Below are 15,879 nucleotides of genomic sequence, written 5' to 3'. Positions count from 1 at the left end.
ATAATAAACAGCATGAGGGGAGTGATTGTCATTTTTAAACAGATGTATGTCCATAATGGCTTTAAATTTGAACGGCTGACGATCAGAAATTATTCAAGAACAGACATTGAGGGATTGCTTTCTCTTCAGAAAGAGTGTTTTCCCCCTCCATTTCCGCAGGAATTGCTGTGGTCAGAAGAACAGCTTGACAGCCATATCAACACCTTTCCGGAAGGGGCTTTATGCGCGCTGGTTAATGGTGAAATCGTCGGTTCGATGACTGCCCTTATCGTGCATTTTGATCCCGATGCTCCCGAGCATACATGGGCGAAGACAACAGATAACGGCTATATTACATGTCATGATCCGCAGGCAAATACATTATATGTAGTTGATATTTCGGTTTCACCGCATTACCGGAAGCTTGGAATAGGAAAATGGCTGATGAATACGATGTATGAATTAGCCGTTGAAAAGCGAATGGAACGGTTACTCGGCGGCGGACGTATTCCTTTTTATCATAAGTACGCCCACGAGATCAGCGCTTCACAATATGTAGAGGATGTAATTGAAGGAAAAAAGAAAGATCCTGTACTGTCATTTCTCCTGCATTGCGGCCGTTCACCGCTCTGTATCGTCAGCAATTATTTAGACGATGAAGAATCGCTGAATTATGGGGTTTTGATGGAGTGGAAAAATCCCTTTTATGAAAAAACGAGCTGTAAAACTGACAGCCCGTTTACGTGAAATATTCAATTTTCGCATTAGGAAAATACGTATCGATATAAGATTCGAGTGTTTCTCGAAGCACATGTTCTTCATCTTTCTGATAAATATATTTTCCGATTCCGTAACGTCCCCATTTATAGCGACGTTTTTCTTCATCTAATTCTAGCTTCGTCTTCGGATAATTCTTCTCTATCACTCGTTTGGCCGGTTTTGTAAAACGATGCTGAATTAATTCAAAGGTAACATCATGCCTGACGTCCTGCGGCAAAGCAGCATCCAACTTTTCAAACAGATGTCTGTATCCTTCCTCCCAGCCTTCGTGAATGTATATCGGCGCAACAATAAAGCCTAGCGGGTAGCCTGCTTTCGCTACTTTTACAGCCGCTTCAATCCGTTTATCGAGAGGAGAGGTTCCCGGCTCAAAATTCTTAATCACATAGTCAGCATTTATGCTGAATCTGAATCTTGTTTTTCCGTTATGTTTAGCATCCAAAAGGTGGTCAACATGGTGAAACTTTGTGACAAACCTGAGCTTGCCAAGCTCACTCTGTCCGAAATGTTCAATGGCGTGCTTGAGCGTGTGTGTCAAATGGTCGATGCCCACAATATCAGAGGTACATGAAGCCTCAAACCTTGTAAACTCCGGTGCACGTTCTTTCATATACTGATCCGCCTGATCCAATATTTCTTCGACGTTTACATAGGTTCTGATATAGGGTTTTGTTCCCATTGTGGTTTGTAAATAGCAGTAATGGCAATGCCCCATACAGCCTGTCGCAAACGGAATCGCATATTCAGCTGACGGTTTTGAAGAATCAAACTTCAATGTTTTTCGGACACCAACTACTAACGTTGATTTTGCATTACGGTATTGCTGAAGATGGTTTTTACCAGGAATATTGCGCACTTGGTTATGGGACGTCGTTTCTCTGATTTCGATGCCCATTTTTTCAAATTTATCATGTAATTCCTGTGCCAATGGATATTCCATTGCTCTCGGTTCAATATAAACGAGCTGCGGAACAAATGGGTTCTGCATGGTGCCACATCCTTTTCCTTTTCCTTTTCTACCGTTACTTTTCTCATAAAACGGAAAGGATATGAGTTGTAATGTTTTCCTTGTTACTCGTACGGATCGATATCAAACAATTCTTTGTAAAGTGTTTTTGCTTCTTCATAGCTTGCAAAAACAGCATCATCCTCGGCAAACGGATGGTAGGTTTCAAATATAAACAGGGAAAGCTCACCCTCATGGTATGGATGATGCACAATTTCAGCTTCCTTTATATGAGCAACATTGGCGGCGTGCGGATTTCTGTAGATCACGTAGACTGTATCTCCTGCGTTAAATTCGTTTGACATTCTATCCCTCCTAGCCATGTTATTGTGCCCCGCTGCAACCCTGATTATGAAAAAAAACCAGACAGGCCGGAGGCCGTCTGGTTTTTGCGCATTACTTGAATGTTTCTTTTACGAACGCGACAACTTCTTCTGTCGTGCTCATAGATAAGATTTTCTCTTTGAATGACTCAGCTTCTTGTTTAGACAATTTGCTGATTTGAGTTCTTGCCGGAAGAATAGAAGTTGCGCTCATTGAGAACTCATCTAAGCCTAAGCCAAGAAGAATCGGAATCGCAATTTCGTCTCCTGCCATTTCTCCGCACATGCCGACCCATTTTCCTTCTTTATGTGCCGCTTCAATTACGAGTGTAATTAAGCGAAGGATTGCAGGGTTGTATGGCTGATACAGGTAAGCTACACGTTCATTCATACGGTCAGCTGCCATTGTGTATTGGATCAAATCATTTGTTCCGATACTGAAGAAGTCAACTTCTTTAGCAAACTGATCAGCGATGACTGCAGTCGACGGAATCTCAACCATCATACCGACTTCAATATCGTCAGATACAGGTTGTCCCGCTTTGACAAGCTTTTCTTTCTCTTCAAGAAGGATCGCTTTCGCTTCTTTGAATTCGTTAACTGTCGCAATCATAGGGAACATGATTTTCAAGTTTCCGTATGTACTTGCACGAAGCAGCGCGCGAAGCTGTGTTCTGAAGATTTCTTGCTCTTCAAGGCAAAGACGAATTGCTCTGTATCCCAAGAACGGGTTCATTTCTTTAGGAAGCTGCAGGTAAGGAAGCTCTTTGTCTCCGCCGATATCAAGTGTCCGCACGACAACTGATTTTCCTTCCATACGCTCAAGAACCGTTTTATAAGCATCAAACTGTTCATCTTCTGTAGGCAGCTGATCTCTTCCCATGTAAAGGAATTCTGTACGGTAAAGACCAACTGCTTCTCCGCCGTTTTCAAGAACACCCTTTACATCATCTGGAGTACCGATATTCGCTGCAAGCTCTACATGATGACCGTCTTTTGATACAGTCGGTTCATTGACAAGCTTCGCCCACTCTGCTTTTTGAGCTAAATAAGCGTTATGTTTTTCTTCATACTCTTTTACAGTTTCCGCAGAAGGATCGATAATGACATCGCCATTAATACCGTCAACGATAACAGTCACGCCGTTTTGGATCGTGCCTGTAGCCGCTTTCGTTCCAACAACTGCTGGAATCTCAAGAGAACGCGCCATGATGGCAGAGTGAGATGTGCGTCCGCCGATATCAGTTGTGAATCCTTTAACGAACTCACGGTTTAATTGAGCTGTGTCAGACGGTGTTAAGTCTTCAGCTACAATAATAACCTCTTCTGAAATCATGCTTGGGTTTGGAATTTCAACGCCAAGCAGGTGGCCGGTTACGCGTTTTGTTACGTCGCGGATATCTGCCGCACGCTCTTTCATATATTCGTTGTCCATTGATTCAAACATGGTAACGAACATAGAAGACGTTTCTTTTAAAGCGAATTCAGCGTTCACAGAATCAGAGCTGATTTTTTCTTTCACAGGATTCAGAAGCTCAGGGTCACTGAGGACTAAAAGGTGAGCAGAAAAAATATCAGCTTTATCCTGACCCAGTTCTTTCAAAGCATGCTCTTTGATTTTTTCGAGCTCTTCTTTAGAACGTGCAATCGCTTCTTCAAAACGGCTTACTTCCGCTTCAGAATCAGAGATGTTTTTCTTTTCAACCGTTAAATCTGGCTCTTCAAGCCGGTACGCTTTTGCAATCGCGATGCCGGCTGAAGCACCAATCCCTTTTAATTCTTGCATTACTCGCCGAGTCCTTCGCTTTTCATTGTTTCTTCTAAAGCGTTAAGAGCATCGTTTTCGTCAGCGCCAGCTGCAGAAATTGTGATTTCAGCGCCTTTAGCGATTCCAAGAGACATAACACCCATGATTGATTTAAGGTTTACAGTTTTGCCGTTATATTCCAAATTAACGTCAGCGTCGTATTTGCTTGCAGTTTGTACAAGAACTGTCGCAGGACGAGCGTGAATTCCAGAATCTGCAGTTACTTTGAATGTTTTTTGTGCCATTTTTATCATTCTCCTTTTAACTTAAAGCTTTATTACTTCACAATATTATATCATACAGCCGTACTTGTCATCTGACAAGCACAGCGTACTATATACCCTTATTTTTCAATCTTCACAATGTCTTCTTGCTCTCTGTTAACTGATCCGCTTGCCTTAATGCTGACTGTTTCTCCTTCAGCAAGGTTCGTAAATACGATCGGTGTCATCAGAGACGGTACATTCGGTTTTACTGCGTCCAAATCAACTTCAAGAAGCTTTTGTCCAGGCTCAACGCGGTCCCCTTCTGATACGAAAGACGTAAACCCTTCGCCCTTGAGGCTGACCGTATCAATGCCGAAGTGGATCAAAATTTCTTTTCCTCCGTCGGATTGCAGGCCGATTGCATGTTTTGTCGGGAAAACATTTAGTATTTTTCCTCGTACCGGAGAAACGACGATGCCTTCAGAAGGAAGGATCGCAAAGCCGTCACCCATCATTTTTCCTGAGAAGACTTGGTCAGGAACATCAGTAATCGGGTGAATTTCTCCAGCAATCGGAGAAACAAAGACTTCCTCGCCAATTTCATTTTGCAGCGGTTCTGCAATGACTTCCTCAACCTGCTGCCCTACTTCTTCCTCAGCGGATGTTTTCGGTTCAGGTCTTGGTTTGCGTCCCGCGATGATGTCCTGCATTTGTGTTTTTAAACCGTCAGAACGCGGTCCGAAAATCGCCTGAATGTTGTTGCCCACTTCCAGAACCCCGGAGGCGCCAAGCTGTTTCAGACGGTCTTTATCAACCTTTTTCTGATCGTTTACAGTTACGCGCAGACGAGTGATACAAGCATCAAGATGTTTGATGTTTTCTTGGTCACCCATTGCCTGCAGAATCTCGTAAGGAAGGTCGCCTGCTTCTCCTGTTTTCCCAGATGTTGCTGTTTCAGCTGAAGCATCCTCACGGCCTGGTGTTTTCAGATTAAATTTGCGGATCGCAAATCGGAATCCGAAGTAGTAAATAACGGCAATCCCTAAACCAACAGGGATGACAAGCCACCATGCCGTCCGGTTCGGTAAAATACCGAAAAGGAAGTAGTCAATTAAACCGCCGGAGAATGTCATACCAATCTTCACATTCAACAGCTGCATGACCATGAATGAGAGCCCTGCAAACACACAGTGGATTGCAAACAGGACAGGGGCAACGAATAGGAATGAGAATTCCAGTGGCTCTGTGATCCCTGTCAGGAAGGATGTCAGTGCTGCTGAACCCATAATACCTGCAACAAGTTTTTTGTTTTGCGGTTTTGCTTCATGATAAATCGCAAGTGCCGCAGCAGGAAGACCAAACATCATAAATGGATATTTACCTGTCATGAACGTACCTGCTGTTAACTGTACGCCGTCTTTAATCTGCGCCATAAAGATGCGCTGATCCCCGCGGATGATCTCTCCGGCTGCACTTTTGTAGCTGAAGAATTCATACCAGAACGGCGAGTAGAAAATGTGATGCAGACCAAATGGAATAAGTGAACGTTCAATGACCCCGAAAATAAATGCAGCAAGGGTTGGATTCGCTTCCACTAATCCAGTTGAAAAGGCATTCAATCCATGCTGGATCGGAGGCCAGATCACTAACATAATAAGACCCAGAATCAGTGCGGAAATTGACGTAATAATCGGTACGAAACGTTTACCCGCAAAGAAACCAAGATATTGCGGCAATTCAATTGTATAAAATTTGTTAAACAGCAATGCCGCCAGCACACCGACGATAATACCGCCGAATACCCCTGTCGCCAAGGTAGGTATGCCGAGCATGTTTACATATGCCGGGTGGTTTTCCGTGAAGAACTTGGCTCTTTCGATTGAATCGGAAGGAATGGTTCCGTTTGCAAGAAGAACCGCACTCATGGATACGTTCATCACCAGATAACCGATAATTGCTGCTATCCCGGCAACTCCATCTCCGTTGGCAAGCCCGATGGCTACACCTACTGCGAAAAGAAGCGGAAGGTTATCGAAAACAATCTGTCCAGCGCTTTCCATCACACCCGCTACGAGCTGAACATTGTCATTGCTCAGGAAATGCAGGACTTGGATCATGTCCTTGTTTTGCATTGCATTCCCGATCGCAAGCAAAATACCCGCAGCCGGAAGGATCGCAACTGGAAGCATAAGCGCACGCCCAATTTTTTGAAGAACGCCGAATAATGCTTTAAACATAAGAATTGACCTCCTCTTTTTACTAGTCTGACCTTACAGCTAAAAATCATGACAACGAATTCACAGGCGTAAGTCTTCCAGTTTAACCGTTTACATTTGCCCTTTTACACAACAAAAAAGGCATGAGCAAAATAGGGTGCGCAAAAGAACGAGAATGGACTTCCCGTTTTTTCCCCTCAATCACTCATGCCTGATCGGATCAGTAACACGTTTTTAAAGGATAAACTGAATTTATGAAATTTTATTGGTTAATCGGTACAGATGAAGCGTGAGATAAACCGCTTCCGCCTCATGAACTGGTTTCTTCAATGTTTGCTGCAAGATTTTAATCAATTTCCAAGCTGTATTGTAGCATAGCGGATATTCATTTTTCAATAACAACATTAATTTTTCTGGTTCTTTAGTCGGTTCCTCTTTTTTAATTCTTTCTATCGTAAATCTGATGTGCCGGATAAGCCGTAAATAGTTGACGCTTTCTTTATTTACTTTCATTTGAAACGAGTCTTCAATCACCTCTACAAGCTGCGCCATCAGCTGTGAGTGCTTGTTGACTTCTGACAGCGGGCGATTCGTCAGAGCTGAATGAATGTGCAGGGCGATAAAACCGATCTCCCCTTCCGGAAGGCAGATTCCCGCTTTTTCATTGATAATGTCAATGACTTCTTGGGCTATCTGATATTCATCCGGATAAAGTGACTGCGTCTCCATTAAGAAAGGATTTTTCATGTCAAAGCCCTGCTGCTGCCTCTTGATTGCAAATGCAATATGGTCAGTCAGTGCAATATGAATATGTTCATTTAGTGAGCGGTTTGTCCGATTGCTGATGTGATATATGACGTCGTTTGAAATATCAACGAGCTTTTCATCAACATAGTCGAGGAGCTTTTTAAACTGCTTCTGTTCCTTTTCATCCTTTAAAATGAACATTTTATCGTACCCTTTATCTTCAATCACATCATCTTGTTTTTTTCCGAAACCAATTCCTTTTCCGATCAAAACTACTTCACTGTATTTATGATGAGAAGCAATTAATACGTTATTATTCAGTACCTTTTTCACTGTAAAGGACCCATTCACGATCCTCAGCTCCTTTGTCATTCAATACCTCATATCGTACATAACGAACGGAATGCGCGTCAAACCTTTTTTCATGCTTTCACTAAACAGTTAATCTTTCAATGAGACGGTAATCAAGAACCCTGCTTTCAATCGGCTGGCCCTGAATCCTTTTTTCCAGCATGGCAAACGCCTGCTTGCCCATTTCCTTCGCTTGAATATCAATGGTCGATATCCCAAGCAATTGGCTGATTTCATGGTTATCAAAGCTTAAGATCGCAAGTTCATCCGGAACAGACACTTGCTGAGCTCTCGCTTCCAATATAAGCCCTGCCGATACCTGGTCATTGGCGACAAAAATAGCCGTCGGCCTTTCCCTCCAGCTGTTCCATTTATGAAAAAGCGCTTTTCCGTCGTTCATTGTAATCGCTTTCTCAATCACCCATTCTTCCTTGAATGTTTCTCCGATCTCTTCCAATGCATCTTTATATGCTTTGATGCGAATATGACTGTTCATGCCTTTTTTTCTCGCTAAGCAAATCGCTATTTTTTTATGCCCTTTGGCGATTAAGTAGTTGAGGCCGTCCCGGAATGCGGCTTGATGGGGAATGCTGATTGTGGAAAATCCCTCCTTGTTTGAATTCTGACAAAGCAATATCGGGCCTTCCCACTCCTTAAGCTTGTCATCAGACAGTGCCTTCGAACAGAAAATCAAACCGTCAACCTGGCGCTGTTTTAATTGGGACAGTGCAAAGATTTCTTTCTTCACGTCATAATTTGTCTGGAACAAAGAGAGGTGAATGCCCGACTCTGCGGCAGCGTCTGCGATTCCCGCCATCATCTCCGCAAAATAAGGAAGGCTGATCGTCGGCATCACGACACCGATCATGTTTGAAAACCCCTTCGACAGATGCACAGCGTGGACATTTCTTGTGTACTCCAAAACTTCCATTGCTTCAAGAACTCTTTTTCTTTTCTCTTCACTGACATAAGGATGATTGTTTATGACTCTGGAAACCGTCGTAACGGAGACACCGGCTTTTTCTGCAATGTCTTTAATATTAGCCATAAATTCCCTTCTTTCTGATTTCCCTTGATCTGGAATGCGTTTCATACAATACGATAAGAACGTACCGACAGATTAGATGGTTTTTGCTGAAAGGAGAAGATTTACATGGGTTTCTTCATTTTAATTGGATTATGTCTGGCCGTTCTGGGCGGAAGCTGCCTGGCTGTAAGACCGCTCAATCAAAAACATGAAGTGAAACCATTTCGGACGTTTGATGATTTTTTTATTTAAAGCAGATAAAAAAGGACGATGTCGAGAACAAAGTCCTTTTTTATCTCTGCCTTGTTACGGCAATATCGTTAATTCCTTCGGATATTGAGTCAGCGTAACTGCCCCCTCTTTTGTTACGTGAACGTCATCTTCAATACGTACGCCGCCGACATCCGGCACATAAATGCCCGGTTCGATTGTGTAAACCATTCCTTCTTGCAGCAGCGTGTCATTGGCTTTGCTCATCGACGGGTACTCATGCACTGAAATGCCGAGACCATGGCCCAGCCGGTGAGGGAAATATTCTCCATATCCGGCTTTTTCAATGATTCCGCGGGCAGTTAAATCGAGATCTCCGATTCTCACGCCTGGGTTGCTAGCTTCTATCGCGGCTTTTTCCGCTTGAAGCACCGTCTCATAAATTTCTTCCTGCTTCGGATTGATTGTTTTGTAGGCAAAGGTTCGCGTGATATCAGAGCAGTAGCCATCCATAATAACACCCAGGTCAAACAAGACAAAATCGCCTTTCTTTAATGTGGCTGTACCCGGATTTCCGTGAGGCTGACCTGATTTTTTGCCGAATAGCACCATTGTCGAGAAAGACATGCCCTGAATTCCTTTTTTCTTCAACTCATACTCAATCTGAGCGAGAACTTCCACCTCACTAATGCCTTCACGCAAAGCAGCTGTCCCGACTTCAACACCAAAATCGGCAAGCTTTGCCGCCTCTTTCAGCAATTTAATTTCATGCTCGTCTTTAATCAGACGAAACTGGTTAAGGGTTTCTTCTGCTGATACAAATTGTGCCCCTCCAGCTGAATGCTTCAGTTGTTCGGCACGCGAAAGAGAGATTGAATCCTTTTCCACGGCAAGCGTATGTATGCTGACATTTCGTTTTTTGAGAGCTTTTTCAATGAGCTCCCATGGATTTTCGTGATCGGCATAGCCAATAATTTCGTGATTCCATCCGGCATTTCGGGCCTGATCTGCCTCCATTCCCGGACAAACGAAAAATGGCTCCTCCTCTTGAAAGATAAACAAACCCATTACACGTTCATGCGGCTCTGTATAAAAACCGGTTAAGTAAAATACATTTTCTTTCGTATGAATAAATGCGGCAGTATGCCCCGCTTCCTTCAGCCATGAAGATATGCGTTGTATTCTGTTCATTTCTTGTTCCTCCCTGCCTTTTGCCATGCGTTGTTCTTTATATATTGTAACAGGTTTTACGGGTGTTTGCCTTTCACGGCGACTTTCCTTTATCCATCATTTTATTTCCTGCCGGTCATCTTGTATACTGAGAGGAGAGTGAAACGCAGGGAGTTGTTCCGTTTGCTGATGAAATTTTTCAGACGTAAGGCAGTTGTGCTGTTAACAGTTGTGGGAATTTCCGCTCCTTTTATCGGTATGAAGCTGGTGGATTTTTATTATTACAGCTCTATCATAGGCTGTGCAGCCGGCTTCCTTTGCTGCATCCTTGCTCTCATCATCGTGATGAAAAGGCCAGATCAAGAAAAAAAGCAAAGGAAAGTAAAACTTGATCCATAAAAAAACAGCTGTCCATTTGGACCGCTGTTTTTTATTTTAAAAGCCTTAAGCCGTTTAAAATCACCAAGATTGTACTTCCTTCGTGGCCGATAACGCCAAACGGCAATTCCATCAACTGTAAAAAGTTTGCACAAATAAGGAGGCAAATGACTGCGAGAGAAAATACGATATTCTGCTTTACAATCCTATTCATTTTCCGTGATAAACGGCACATTTTTACGAGTTTTTTCAAATCGTTTTGCATGAGCACCATATCAGCAGTTTCAAGCGCCACATCTGTTCCGCCGCCCATTGCAATACCGACATCCGCCGCTTTTAGTGCCGGCGCGTCGTTGATTCCGTCTCCGACCATTGCAATCGTCCCGAACTCTTCTTTTAATCGTTTCACTTCATTTACTTTTTGGTCAGGCAGACATTCTGCTGCAACAGTTGTCATTCCCGCTTCCTTCGCTATCGCTTGAGCCGTGTCTTCGTGATCTCCCGTCAGCATGGCCGTTTTAATCCCCAGACGGCTTAGTTCATCCATGACTTCTTTTGCTTCAGGTCTGATTTGGTCTTTCAGAGCGATACAGCCGGCAATGTGGTCGTCCTTTTTCACAAACACAATGGTGTGTTGGCCATTTTGAATGATATCTGATGCAGATTGGTTCAAAAATTGAGCTGCCAATTCTTCCCCAATAAAGCCTGCTTTTCCGACTTTCCATTTGGCACCCGCCACTACAGCCATTACACCAAAGCCTGATGTTTCTTCAATTGATATGTAGCCGGACTTGTTGATGCCGCGGCTTTCAGCGTAGCCGGCAATGGCTTGCGCGAGCGGGTGGCTGGACTGCTTCTCAATCGCATAGACAGCTTCAAGCACTTCCGTTTCTTCGTATCCTTCCGCAATTTTGACCGTCTCAACCGCAGGCTGGCCTTTTGTTACAGTCCCGGTCTTGTCAAAAGCGATCATTTGCACAGATCCCAGCTGTTCAAGAAATACACTTCCTTTCACCAGCATGCCGTTGCGGGCGCCATTTGATATTAAGGACAGCGCTGCCGGCATGATGGACGCAACAAGTGCGCAAGGTGACGCAACCACCATAAATACCATCGCGCGATAAAAGGTTTCACTCCAGCTCCAGCCAAGTGCAAAATGTGGGACAAATAACAGCAGTCCCACCACGATCAGAACGCCTTTTACATATGCATTTTCAAACCGTTCGATAAAGGCTTGCGCAGGTGATACACTGTTTTGCGCAGATTCCACCAATTTGATAATCTTTCGGAATAAAGAATCTTCGTTTGCTTTTGTAACACGGACGGTCAGGGAGCCGTTGCGGTTAACAGTTCCCGTATATACAGCATCGCCGGCGTTTTTTTCTACAGGCATCGATTCGCCCGTTAACGCTGATTCGTCAAGGCTTGTAGAACCAGATTCAATAACCCCGTCAGCTGCCACACGTTCCCCAGGTTTGATAACAATCTTATCACCGGCCTTTAAATCTGCAACCGGTACCCTTTTGGTTTCGCCGTTTACAATCAGCGTTGCTTCTTCAGGTTCAAGCTTCATTAAAGAGGTTAAATCCCTGCTGCTTTTATTCATCGTGTATGTTTCTAAAGCTCCACTTAAGGAAAAAATAAAGATTAAAACGGCACCCTCTGCCCAGTACCCAATCAATGCGGAACCCACGGCTGCAAAAATCATTAAAAGCTCGACATTCAGCGTTTTGGATTCAAGCGTTTCTTCGATTCCTTCTTTCGCTTTAGCAAATCCGCCGATGACAAAGGCCAGCAAATATAGCGTTACCGATAACAACTGATGTGCGGAAAGGAGCCAGCCTGCTAAAATAAGAGCACCTGACACCAGGGCTGCGATAAGTTCCGCATGCTGAGTCCAGCTTTTTTCTGGCTGTTCTTTCTTTAAAGGCTGATGCTGATCATGTTGGAGCATCACTTGTTCATCCATATCGAATTCTCCTCCCTAATTGAGAACGTAAATCATCTTCATTTCTCTTATAAAAACAAAAATCGCCGCCCAAAAGGCAGCTTCATCGTTTGGTCATTTCATGATGTCTTTCTTAATTATAGCATGCAGAAAGAGAATTTCAATTATAATTATTTTAATTTCTTTTTGATAATAATTATCATTAACAACGGTTCACCTTTCATTATATGACAAAAAAGCTGAAAGGCTACGCTCTCAGCTTATTCTTTCGTCCATTCTTTCAATTGTTCTGCCGTCATCGGCCCCACTTTTGTTTCCTCAATTTCACCCTTTTCATTCAGCAAAAACGAGGTAGGAATCGTTATAATATGATATTCCTTCATCAAATCCCCTTTTGTGTCGAGAACAATCGGAAAGGTCAGGTGGTTTGCTTTGATAAAGTCTTCAACGACTTGCTGATTTTGTTCTGAATTCACTAAATTGACCGTTACCAGCTTCACACTGTCAGATCGATGAGCCTCATAAAATGATTGGAACTGAGGAAGTTCCTTTTTGCAGGGCGGACACCATGAAGTCCAAAAATGAAGGATCGTTTTCTGCCCTTTATTGGGGATGGAGATATCCTCCCCTTCTATCGTTTTCATGAGAAAAACCGCAGGAACAGCAGGCTGTTTATTGGCAGCCTGTGCCGAAAGAGGCAGCCATGAAATCATAGCAAATAAGATTAGGCAAGTAGTGAGGGTCAAGCGTTTCGCCAACATGGAATCTTCCTTTCATGCTTTTCAAATAGCTTGCCCCGCTAGAGATTTATCATCCTTCAATCCGCGGCGTTCGGTTTCCTCCCGTCAGAAAAACAGATACACGCAGCGCTTTGCAGATCGTTGTATAATGTAGGCTCGTCAGCAAAATCATACCTGTATTCATCCCAAGGATAATACCGAGCATTTGAAGGTTTTCCATTGAACCCAGCACATACATCATACTCAACGCAACGAGATGGCTCCACACGTTATGATAAAAAGCTTCTTTGACAAAGCCCATCCCGATTAAACATGCCTGAAGGGGCATCACAAATAAATGAAAGAGAAAGTACGGCCACAAAAGCTGCAAATAATATTGTGCTTCTGGAGAGTGAAAAAACAGATGGGTCAAGGGCTCCGCAAACTGGAACATGATCCAGACAGCTGGTATACCGTATCCAAACGTGATAAAGATCGACTGCTTCAGCCTTTTTAATACGATGTCATATTGAGAGAGAGAATAAGCTTCAGAAATACTCGGAATCATGACGACCATTAACGAGTGGGCGATAAAAGCAGGAAACGCCCCTATCGTCACAGCCACTCCGGCAAGCATGCCGTATTGATCGATTGCAGTTGTCCCGGCAACGCCCGCGGCCAAAAGCGCTCCTTTTACTAAAAAGGGCTCAATGGCATTGACCACAGCGTGAAAAATGCGCAGCCCGGTTGTCGGAATCGATACGGCCAGCAGTCTTTTTCTAACATCTTTCCCGCGTAAATGGATATGCTGCTGGCCCGATACCGCACGTCTCGCCAGAATAAACTGCGAATACAAGTACACAAGCACGATCACATCGCTCACGACAAGGACAAACAGCGAAATCAGCACAGCCATGTCCAGCTCAAACGAGTACCATTGAAAAAAGATGAACAAGCACAACAGCTGAATGATTTTTTTGAGTACATTAGCGATTGCGATCTTCCCCATTTTTTGCACACCCATGAAGTAGCCTCTGGCAATTGACGTAAAGGCGACAATAGGAATCAAGCCGATGACGATTCCTTTGATAAACGGGTGATATGTATCAAACACCGGAATAAAAGGAAGCGCAATACTGGCGGCGGCAGTGGAAAAGGCTGTGAAAACGGCTGTCATTCGAAAGGCGTGCCTCAGCATGCTTTCATGGAGCTTTGGATTTGATTCAGCAATAAATTTAGAAATTGATATAGGCAGCTCCAGGCTTGCGATGACAATAATTAAAAAGATGGTAGGCAAAATACTCATGTAAAGCCCCATCCCGTGCTCGCCAAGCTCGCGCGCCAAAATCATATTCACGACAAATTCAAGGCATTCGGCGAAAAAGGCGGCAATGGATAAAAGAATAATCCCTTTTACAAATCGATTCATGATGTCTCTCCTTGTCTCTTGTACTATCAACATCATATGAGACAAGTTCAAAAATTATTTTATTTTTATCTTTCTATAAAAAAAGCACAGCTGAGACGAATGTCTCTTCTATGCTTATATGGCAAAGACATGCCTGCCGATTTTTTCAATGATTTTCCTTGAGCGAATCCAGTCATCTGACGCCGTTTTCGGGTTATAAAAGAAAAGGGCTTCTGTTTCTCTGTCCTTAGATGACATCGCTTCTTCAACAGCCTCAATTGATTCTTTGTCAGGCTCTTGATTAATGCTTCCGTTTGCGACAGGCTCAAAGGCATTTTTCTGATAAATAACCCCTCTGATTGTATCGGGAAAGCCCTTCTTATCCGTCCTATTCAGCACGACGCTTGCAACAGCGACCTTGCCTTCATAGGATTCGCCCTTCGCTTCTGCGTGAACGAGTCGGGAAAGCAATTCTTTTTCAGACTGAGAATAAGTTTCTTTCTTCTCATTCGTTTTCTCTGATTGTTCTTCTTTCTTTTCAGTGTTCGCTGAAAGCTTGATCGGCTTTATTTTTTTCTTGTCCTCATCAGCAGACAGTGAAGAGAAAGATATGTCTGTGTCATGATTTATATGGGTAAGCAGCTTAGCTTCTTCATGGTTTGTCTTCTTTGTGTTCAGTAGTGAAGCTTGTGTATGTTCAATTTTCGAAGCAGGCATGAAACAAAGAAGAAAAACAGCTAGAGCAGTAAATTTTGTCGTCATACAGTTTCCTCCTTAAAGTGCTCAAAAAACACTTCATAACCTTAACAAGAGATCAAATCAATTTCACGGAAAAAGATTTTCCAACTCTCCCAAACAGGTATCAGGATGGAATATACCGGGTGACGCACTGATTAATGGCAAAAAAACAGCCTCATTTTCTATAAATATTGTAAATTCAAAGAATTTTTTTCCACTTTTTCCGTTTTACATTTAATTTACGTATGTTACAACGTTTGTAATAAATAACTACTGTTCTGTCATATATGATAAAAAGGCTTCTCACTAATGAGAAACCTTTTAGCTTCTTGGCTGTTCTAAATATTGAAACACCACATCTCCGCCTTGCTGGGCAATGCCTCGGAAATGCTTAAAATCGTCCTGTTTCGATAAAACGGCTCTAAAATCAAGAAAGTGTTCTTTTTGGACTCTCAGTTCTTTAATTTCACCGGTACGCAGCTGCTCAATCTGTTCTGTTATATCTTCGGGACGCAATCAAAACTCCCCCTTTTCAATCTTTGAACGAAAATCAATATATCATTTTTCCTGCGCCAGGACAATTCCTTAGGACGATAAAACTCCTTATCGCTTTACTTCTCAATGAAAATACTGTTTAATACTTTCAAAAGGAATTATTATGTTTAAAGGAGAGGAAGCTTGTGAAAATCGCTAAGGTCGGAAACGTCATTGAATTTAAAAACGGGTTAACCGGTGTTGTTGAAAAAGTTAATGAGAATTCTGTAATCGTAGATGTTACCATTATGGATAACTATCGGGATCTTGAGCTAGATTCACTGACCGTTGTAAATCATAAAAATTACAAGATCATCAGAGACTCCTATTAA

General features: G+C 43.0%; 17 protein-coding genes. 4 read left to right on the top strand and 13 right to left on the bottom strand.

What is annotated here, in order from left to right:
• The first annotated feature begins 24 nt into the window (after nt 1–24).
• Nucleotides 25–726 carry a GNAT family N-acetyltransferase gene (locus tag NSU16_RS07555; RefSeq protein ID WP_339192665.1) on the top strand — a complete coding sequence of 234 codons (702 nt, stop codon included), beginning with the start codon at nt 25–27 and terminating at the stop codon, nt 724–726.
• Here the strand turns inward: NSU16_RS07555 and splB are convergent.
• The 7 genes from splB to NSU16_RS07520 all read right to left on the bottom strand — a co-directional run bounded on the left by splB (nt 719) and on the right by NSU16_RS07520 (nt 8,463).
• Nucleotides 719–1,747: a spore photoproduct lyase gene (gene splB, locus NSU16_RS07550; RefSeq protein WP_168747627.1), complete on the bottom strand. Its 1,029-nt coding sequence runs from the start codon at nt 1,745–1,747 to the stop codon at nt 719–721. The genes NSU16_RS07555 and splB overlap by 8 nt on opposite strands.
• 83 nt (nt 1,748–1,830) lie before the next feature.
• Nucleotides 1,831–2,070: a splAB operon transcriptional regulator SplA gene (gene splA / locus NSU16_RS07545; RefSeq protein WP_044156104.1), complete on the bottom strand. Its 240-nt coding sequence runs from the start codon at nt 2,068–2,070 to the stop codon at nt 1,831–1,833.
• A gap of 91 nt (nt 2,071–2,161) precedes the next feature.
• Entirely contained in the window at nt 2,162–3,874 is a 1,713-nt protein-coding gene (ptsP, locus tag NSU16_RS07540) for a phosphoenolpyruvate--protein phosphotransferase (protein ID WP_029441228.1), read from the bottom strand.
• Nucleotides 3,874–4,140: a phosphocarrier protein HPr gene (locus tag NSU16_RS07535; protein WP_010334034.1), complete on the bottom strand. Its 267-nt coding sequence runs from the start codon at nt 4,138–4,140 to the stop codon at nt 3,874–3,876. The genes ptsP and NSU16_RS07535 overlap by 1 nt, the downstream gene beginning before the upstream one ends.
• 98 nt (nt 4,141–4,238) lie before the next feature.
• Entirely contained in the window at nt 4,239–6,338 is a 2,100-nt protein-coding gene (gene ptsG, locus NSU16_RS07530; RefSeq protein WP_326332848.1) for a PTS glucose transporter subunit IIABC, read from the bottom strand.
• 231 nt (nt 6,339–6,569) lie between these two features.
• Nucleotides 6,570–7,436 carry a ptsGHI operon transcription antiterminator GlcT gene (gene glcT, locus NSU16_RS07525; RefSeq protein WP_026014700.1) on the bottom strand — a complete coding sequence of 289 codons (867 nt, stop codon included), beginning with the start codon at nt 7,434–7,436 and terminating at the stop codon, nt 6,570–6,572.
• 61 nt (nt 7,437–7,497) lie between these two features.
• Complete coding sequence (locus NSU16_RS07520) at nt 7,498–8,463, bottom strand: LacI family DNA-binding transcriptional regulator (RefSeq protein WP_339192459.1); 966 nt, start codon at nt 8,461–8,463, stop codon at nt 7,498–7,500.
• 105 nt (nt 8,464–8,568) lie between these two features.
• Between NSU16_RS07520 and NSU16_RS07515 the strand changes: the two genes are divergently transcribed.
• Complete coding sequence (locus NSU16_RS07515; protein WP_010334030.1) at nt 8,569–8,694, top strand: hypothetical protein; 126 nt, start codon at nt 8,569–8,571, stop codon at nt 8,692–8,694.
• Nucleotides 8,695–8,748: 54 nt separating this feature from the next.
• Here the strand turns inward: NSU16_RS07515 and NSU16_RS07510 are convergent, their stop codons facing one another.
• Nucleotides 8,749–9,843, bottom strand: a complete 1,095-nt coding sequence (locus NSU16_RS07510) for a Xaa-Pro peptidase family protein (protein ID WP_010334029.1) — start codon at nt 9,841–9,843, stop codon at nt 8,749–8,751.
• A gap of 162 nt (nt 9,844–10,005) precedes the next feature.
• Between NSU16_RS07510 and NSU16_RS07505 the strand changes: the two genes are divergently transcribed.
• Nucleotides 10,006–10,221, top strand: coding sequence for a hypothetical protein (locus tag NSU16_RS07505; RefSeq protein ID WP_229148087.1), 216 nt, complete (start codon nt 10,006–10,008; stop codon nt 10,219–10,221).
• A 31-nt stretch (nt 10,222–10,252) separates the two neighbouring features.
• On the opposite strand, the gene NSU16_RS07500 is transcribed toward NSU16_RS07505, so the two are convergent.
• The 5 genes from NSU16_RS07500 to NSU16_RS07480 form a co-directional block, all read right to left on the bottom strand.
• The gene (locus NSU16_RS07500) at nt 10,253–12,169 is read right to left on the bottom strand and encodes a heavy metal translocating P-type ATPase (protein WP_339192458.1); all 1,917 of its coding nucleotides are present in this window, start codon (nt 12,167–12,169) and stop codon (nt 10,253–10,255) included.
• 239 nt (nt 12,170–12,408) lie between these two features.
• A complete protein-coding gene (gene stoA, locus NSU16_RS07495) occupies nt 12,409–12,909 on the bottom strand; it encodes an endospore biogenesis thiol-disulfide oxidoreductase StoA (RefSeq protein ID WP_229148080.1) in 501 nt (166 codons plus the stop codon).
• 49 nt (nt 12,910–12,958) lie between these two features.
• Nucleotides 12,959–14,296 carry a sporulation protein YkvU gene (gene ykvU, locus NSU16_RS07490; protein ID WP_010334025.1) on the bottom strand — a complete coding sequence of 446 codons (1,338 nt, stop codon included), beginning with the start codon at nt 14,294–14,296 and terminating at the stop codon, nt 12,959–12,961.
• Nucleotides 14,297–14,410: 114 nt separating this feature from the next.
• On the bottom strand, nt 14,411–15,037 hold the full coding sequence (locus NSU16_RS07485; RefSeq protein WP_168747618.1) for a cell wall hydrolase: 627 nt from the start codon (nt 15,035–15,037) through the stop codon (nt 14,411–14,413).
• 297 nt (nt 15,038–15,334) lie between these two features.
• Nucleotides 15,335–15,529: a hypothetical protein gene (locus NSU16_RS07480; protein ID WP_010334023.1), complete on the bottom strand. Its 195-nt coding sequence runs from the start codon at nt 15,527–15,529 to the stop codon at nt 15,335–15,337.
• 164 nt (nt 15,530–15,693) lie between these two features.
• Between NSU16_RS07480 and NSU16_RS07475 the strand changes: the two genes are divergently transcribed.
• The gene (locus NSU16_RS07475; RefSeq protein ID WP_003232446.1) at nt 15,694–15,879 is read left to right on the top strand and encodes a YkvS family protein; all 186 of its coding nucleotides are present in this window, start codon (nt 15,694–15,696) and stop codon (nt 15,877–15,879) included.

Origin of the sequence: Bacillus sp. FSL K6-1003 (assembly GCF_037964945.1) — a bacterium.
GTDB lineage: Bacteria > Bacillota > Bacilli > Bacillales > Bacillaceae > Bacillus > Bacillus mojavensis.
Note: the sequence above shows the minus strand (reverse complement) of the source record. Positions and strands in the feature narration are given on the sequence as shown.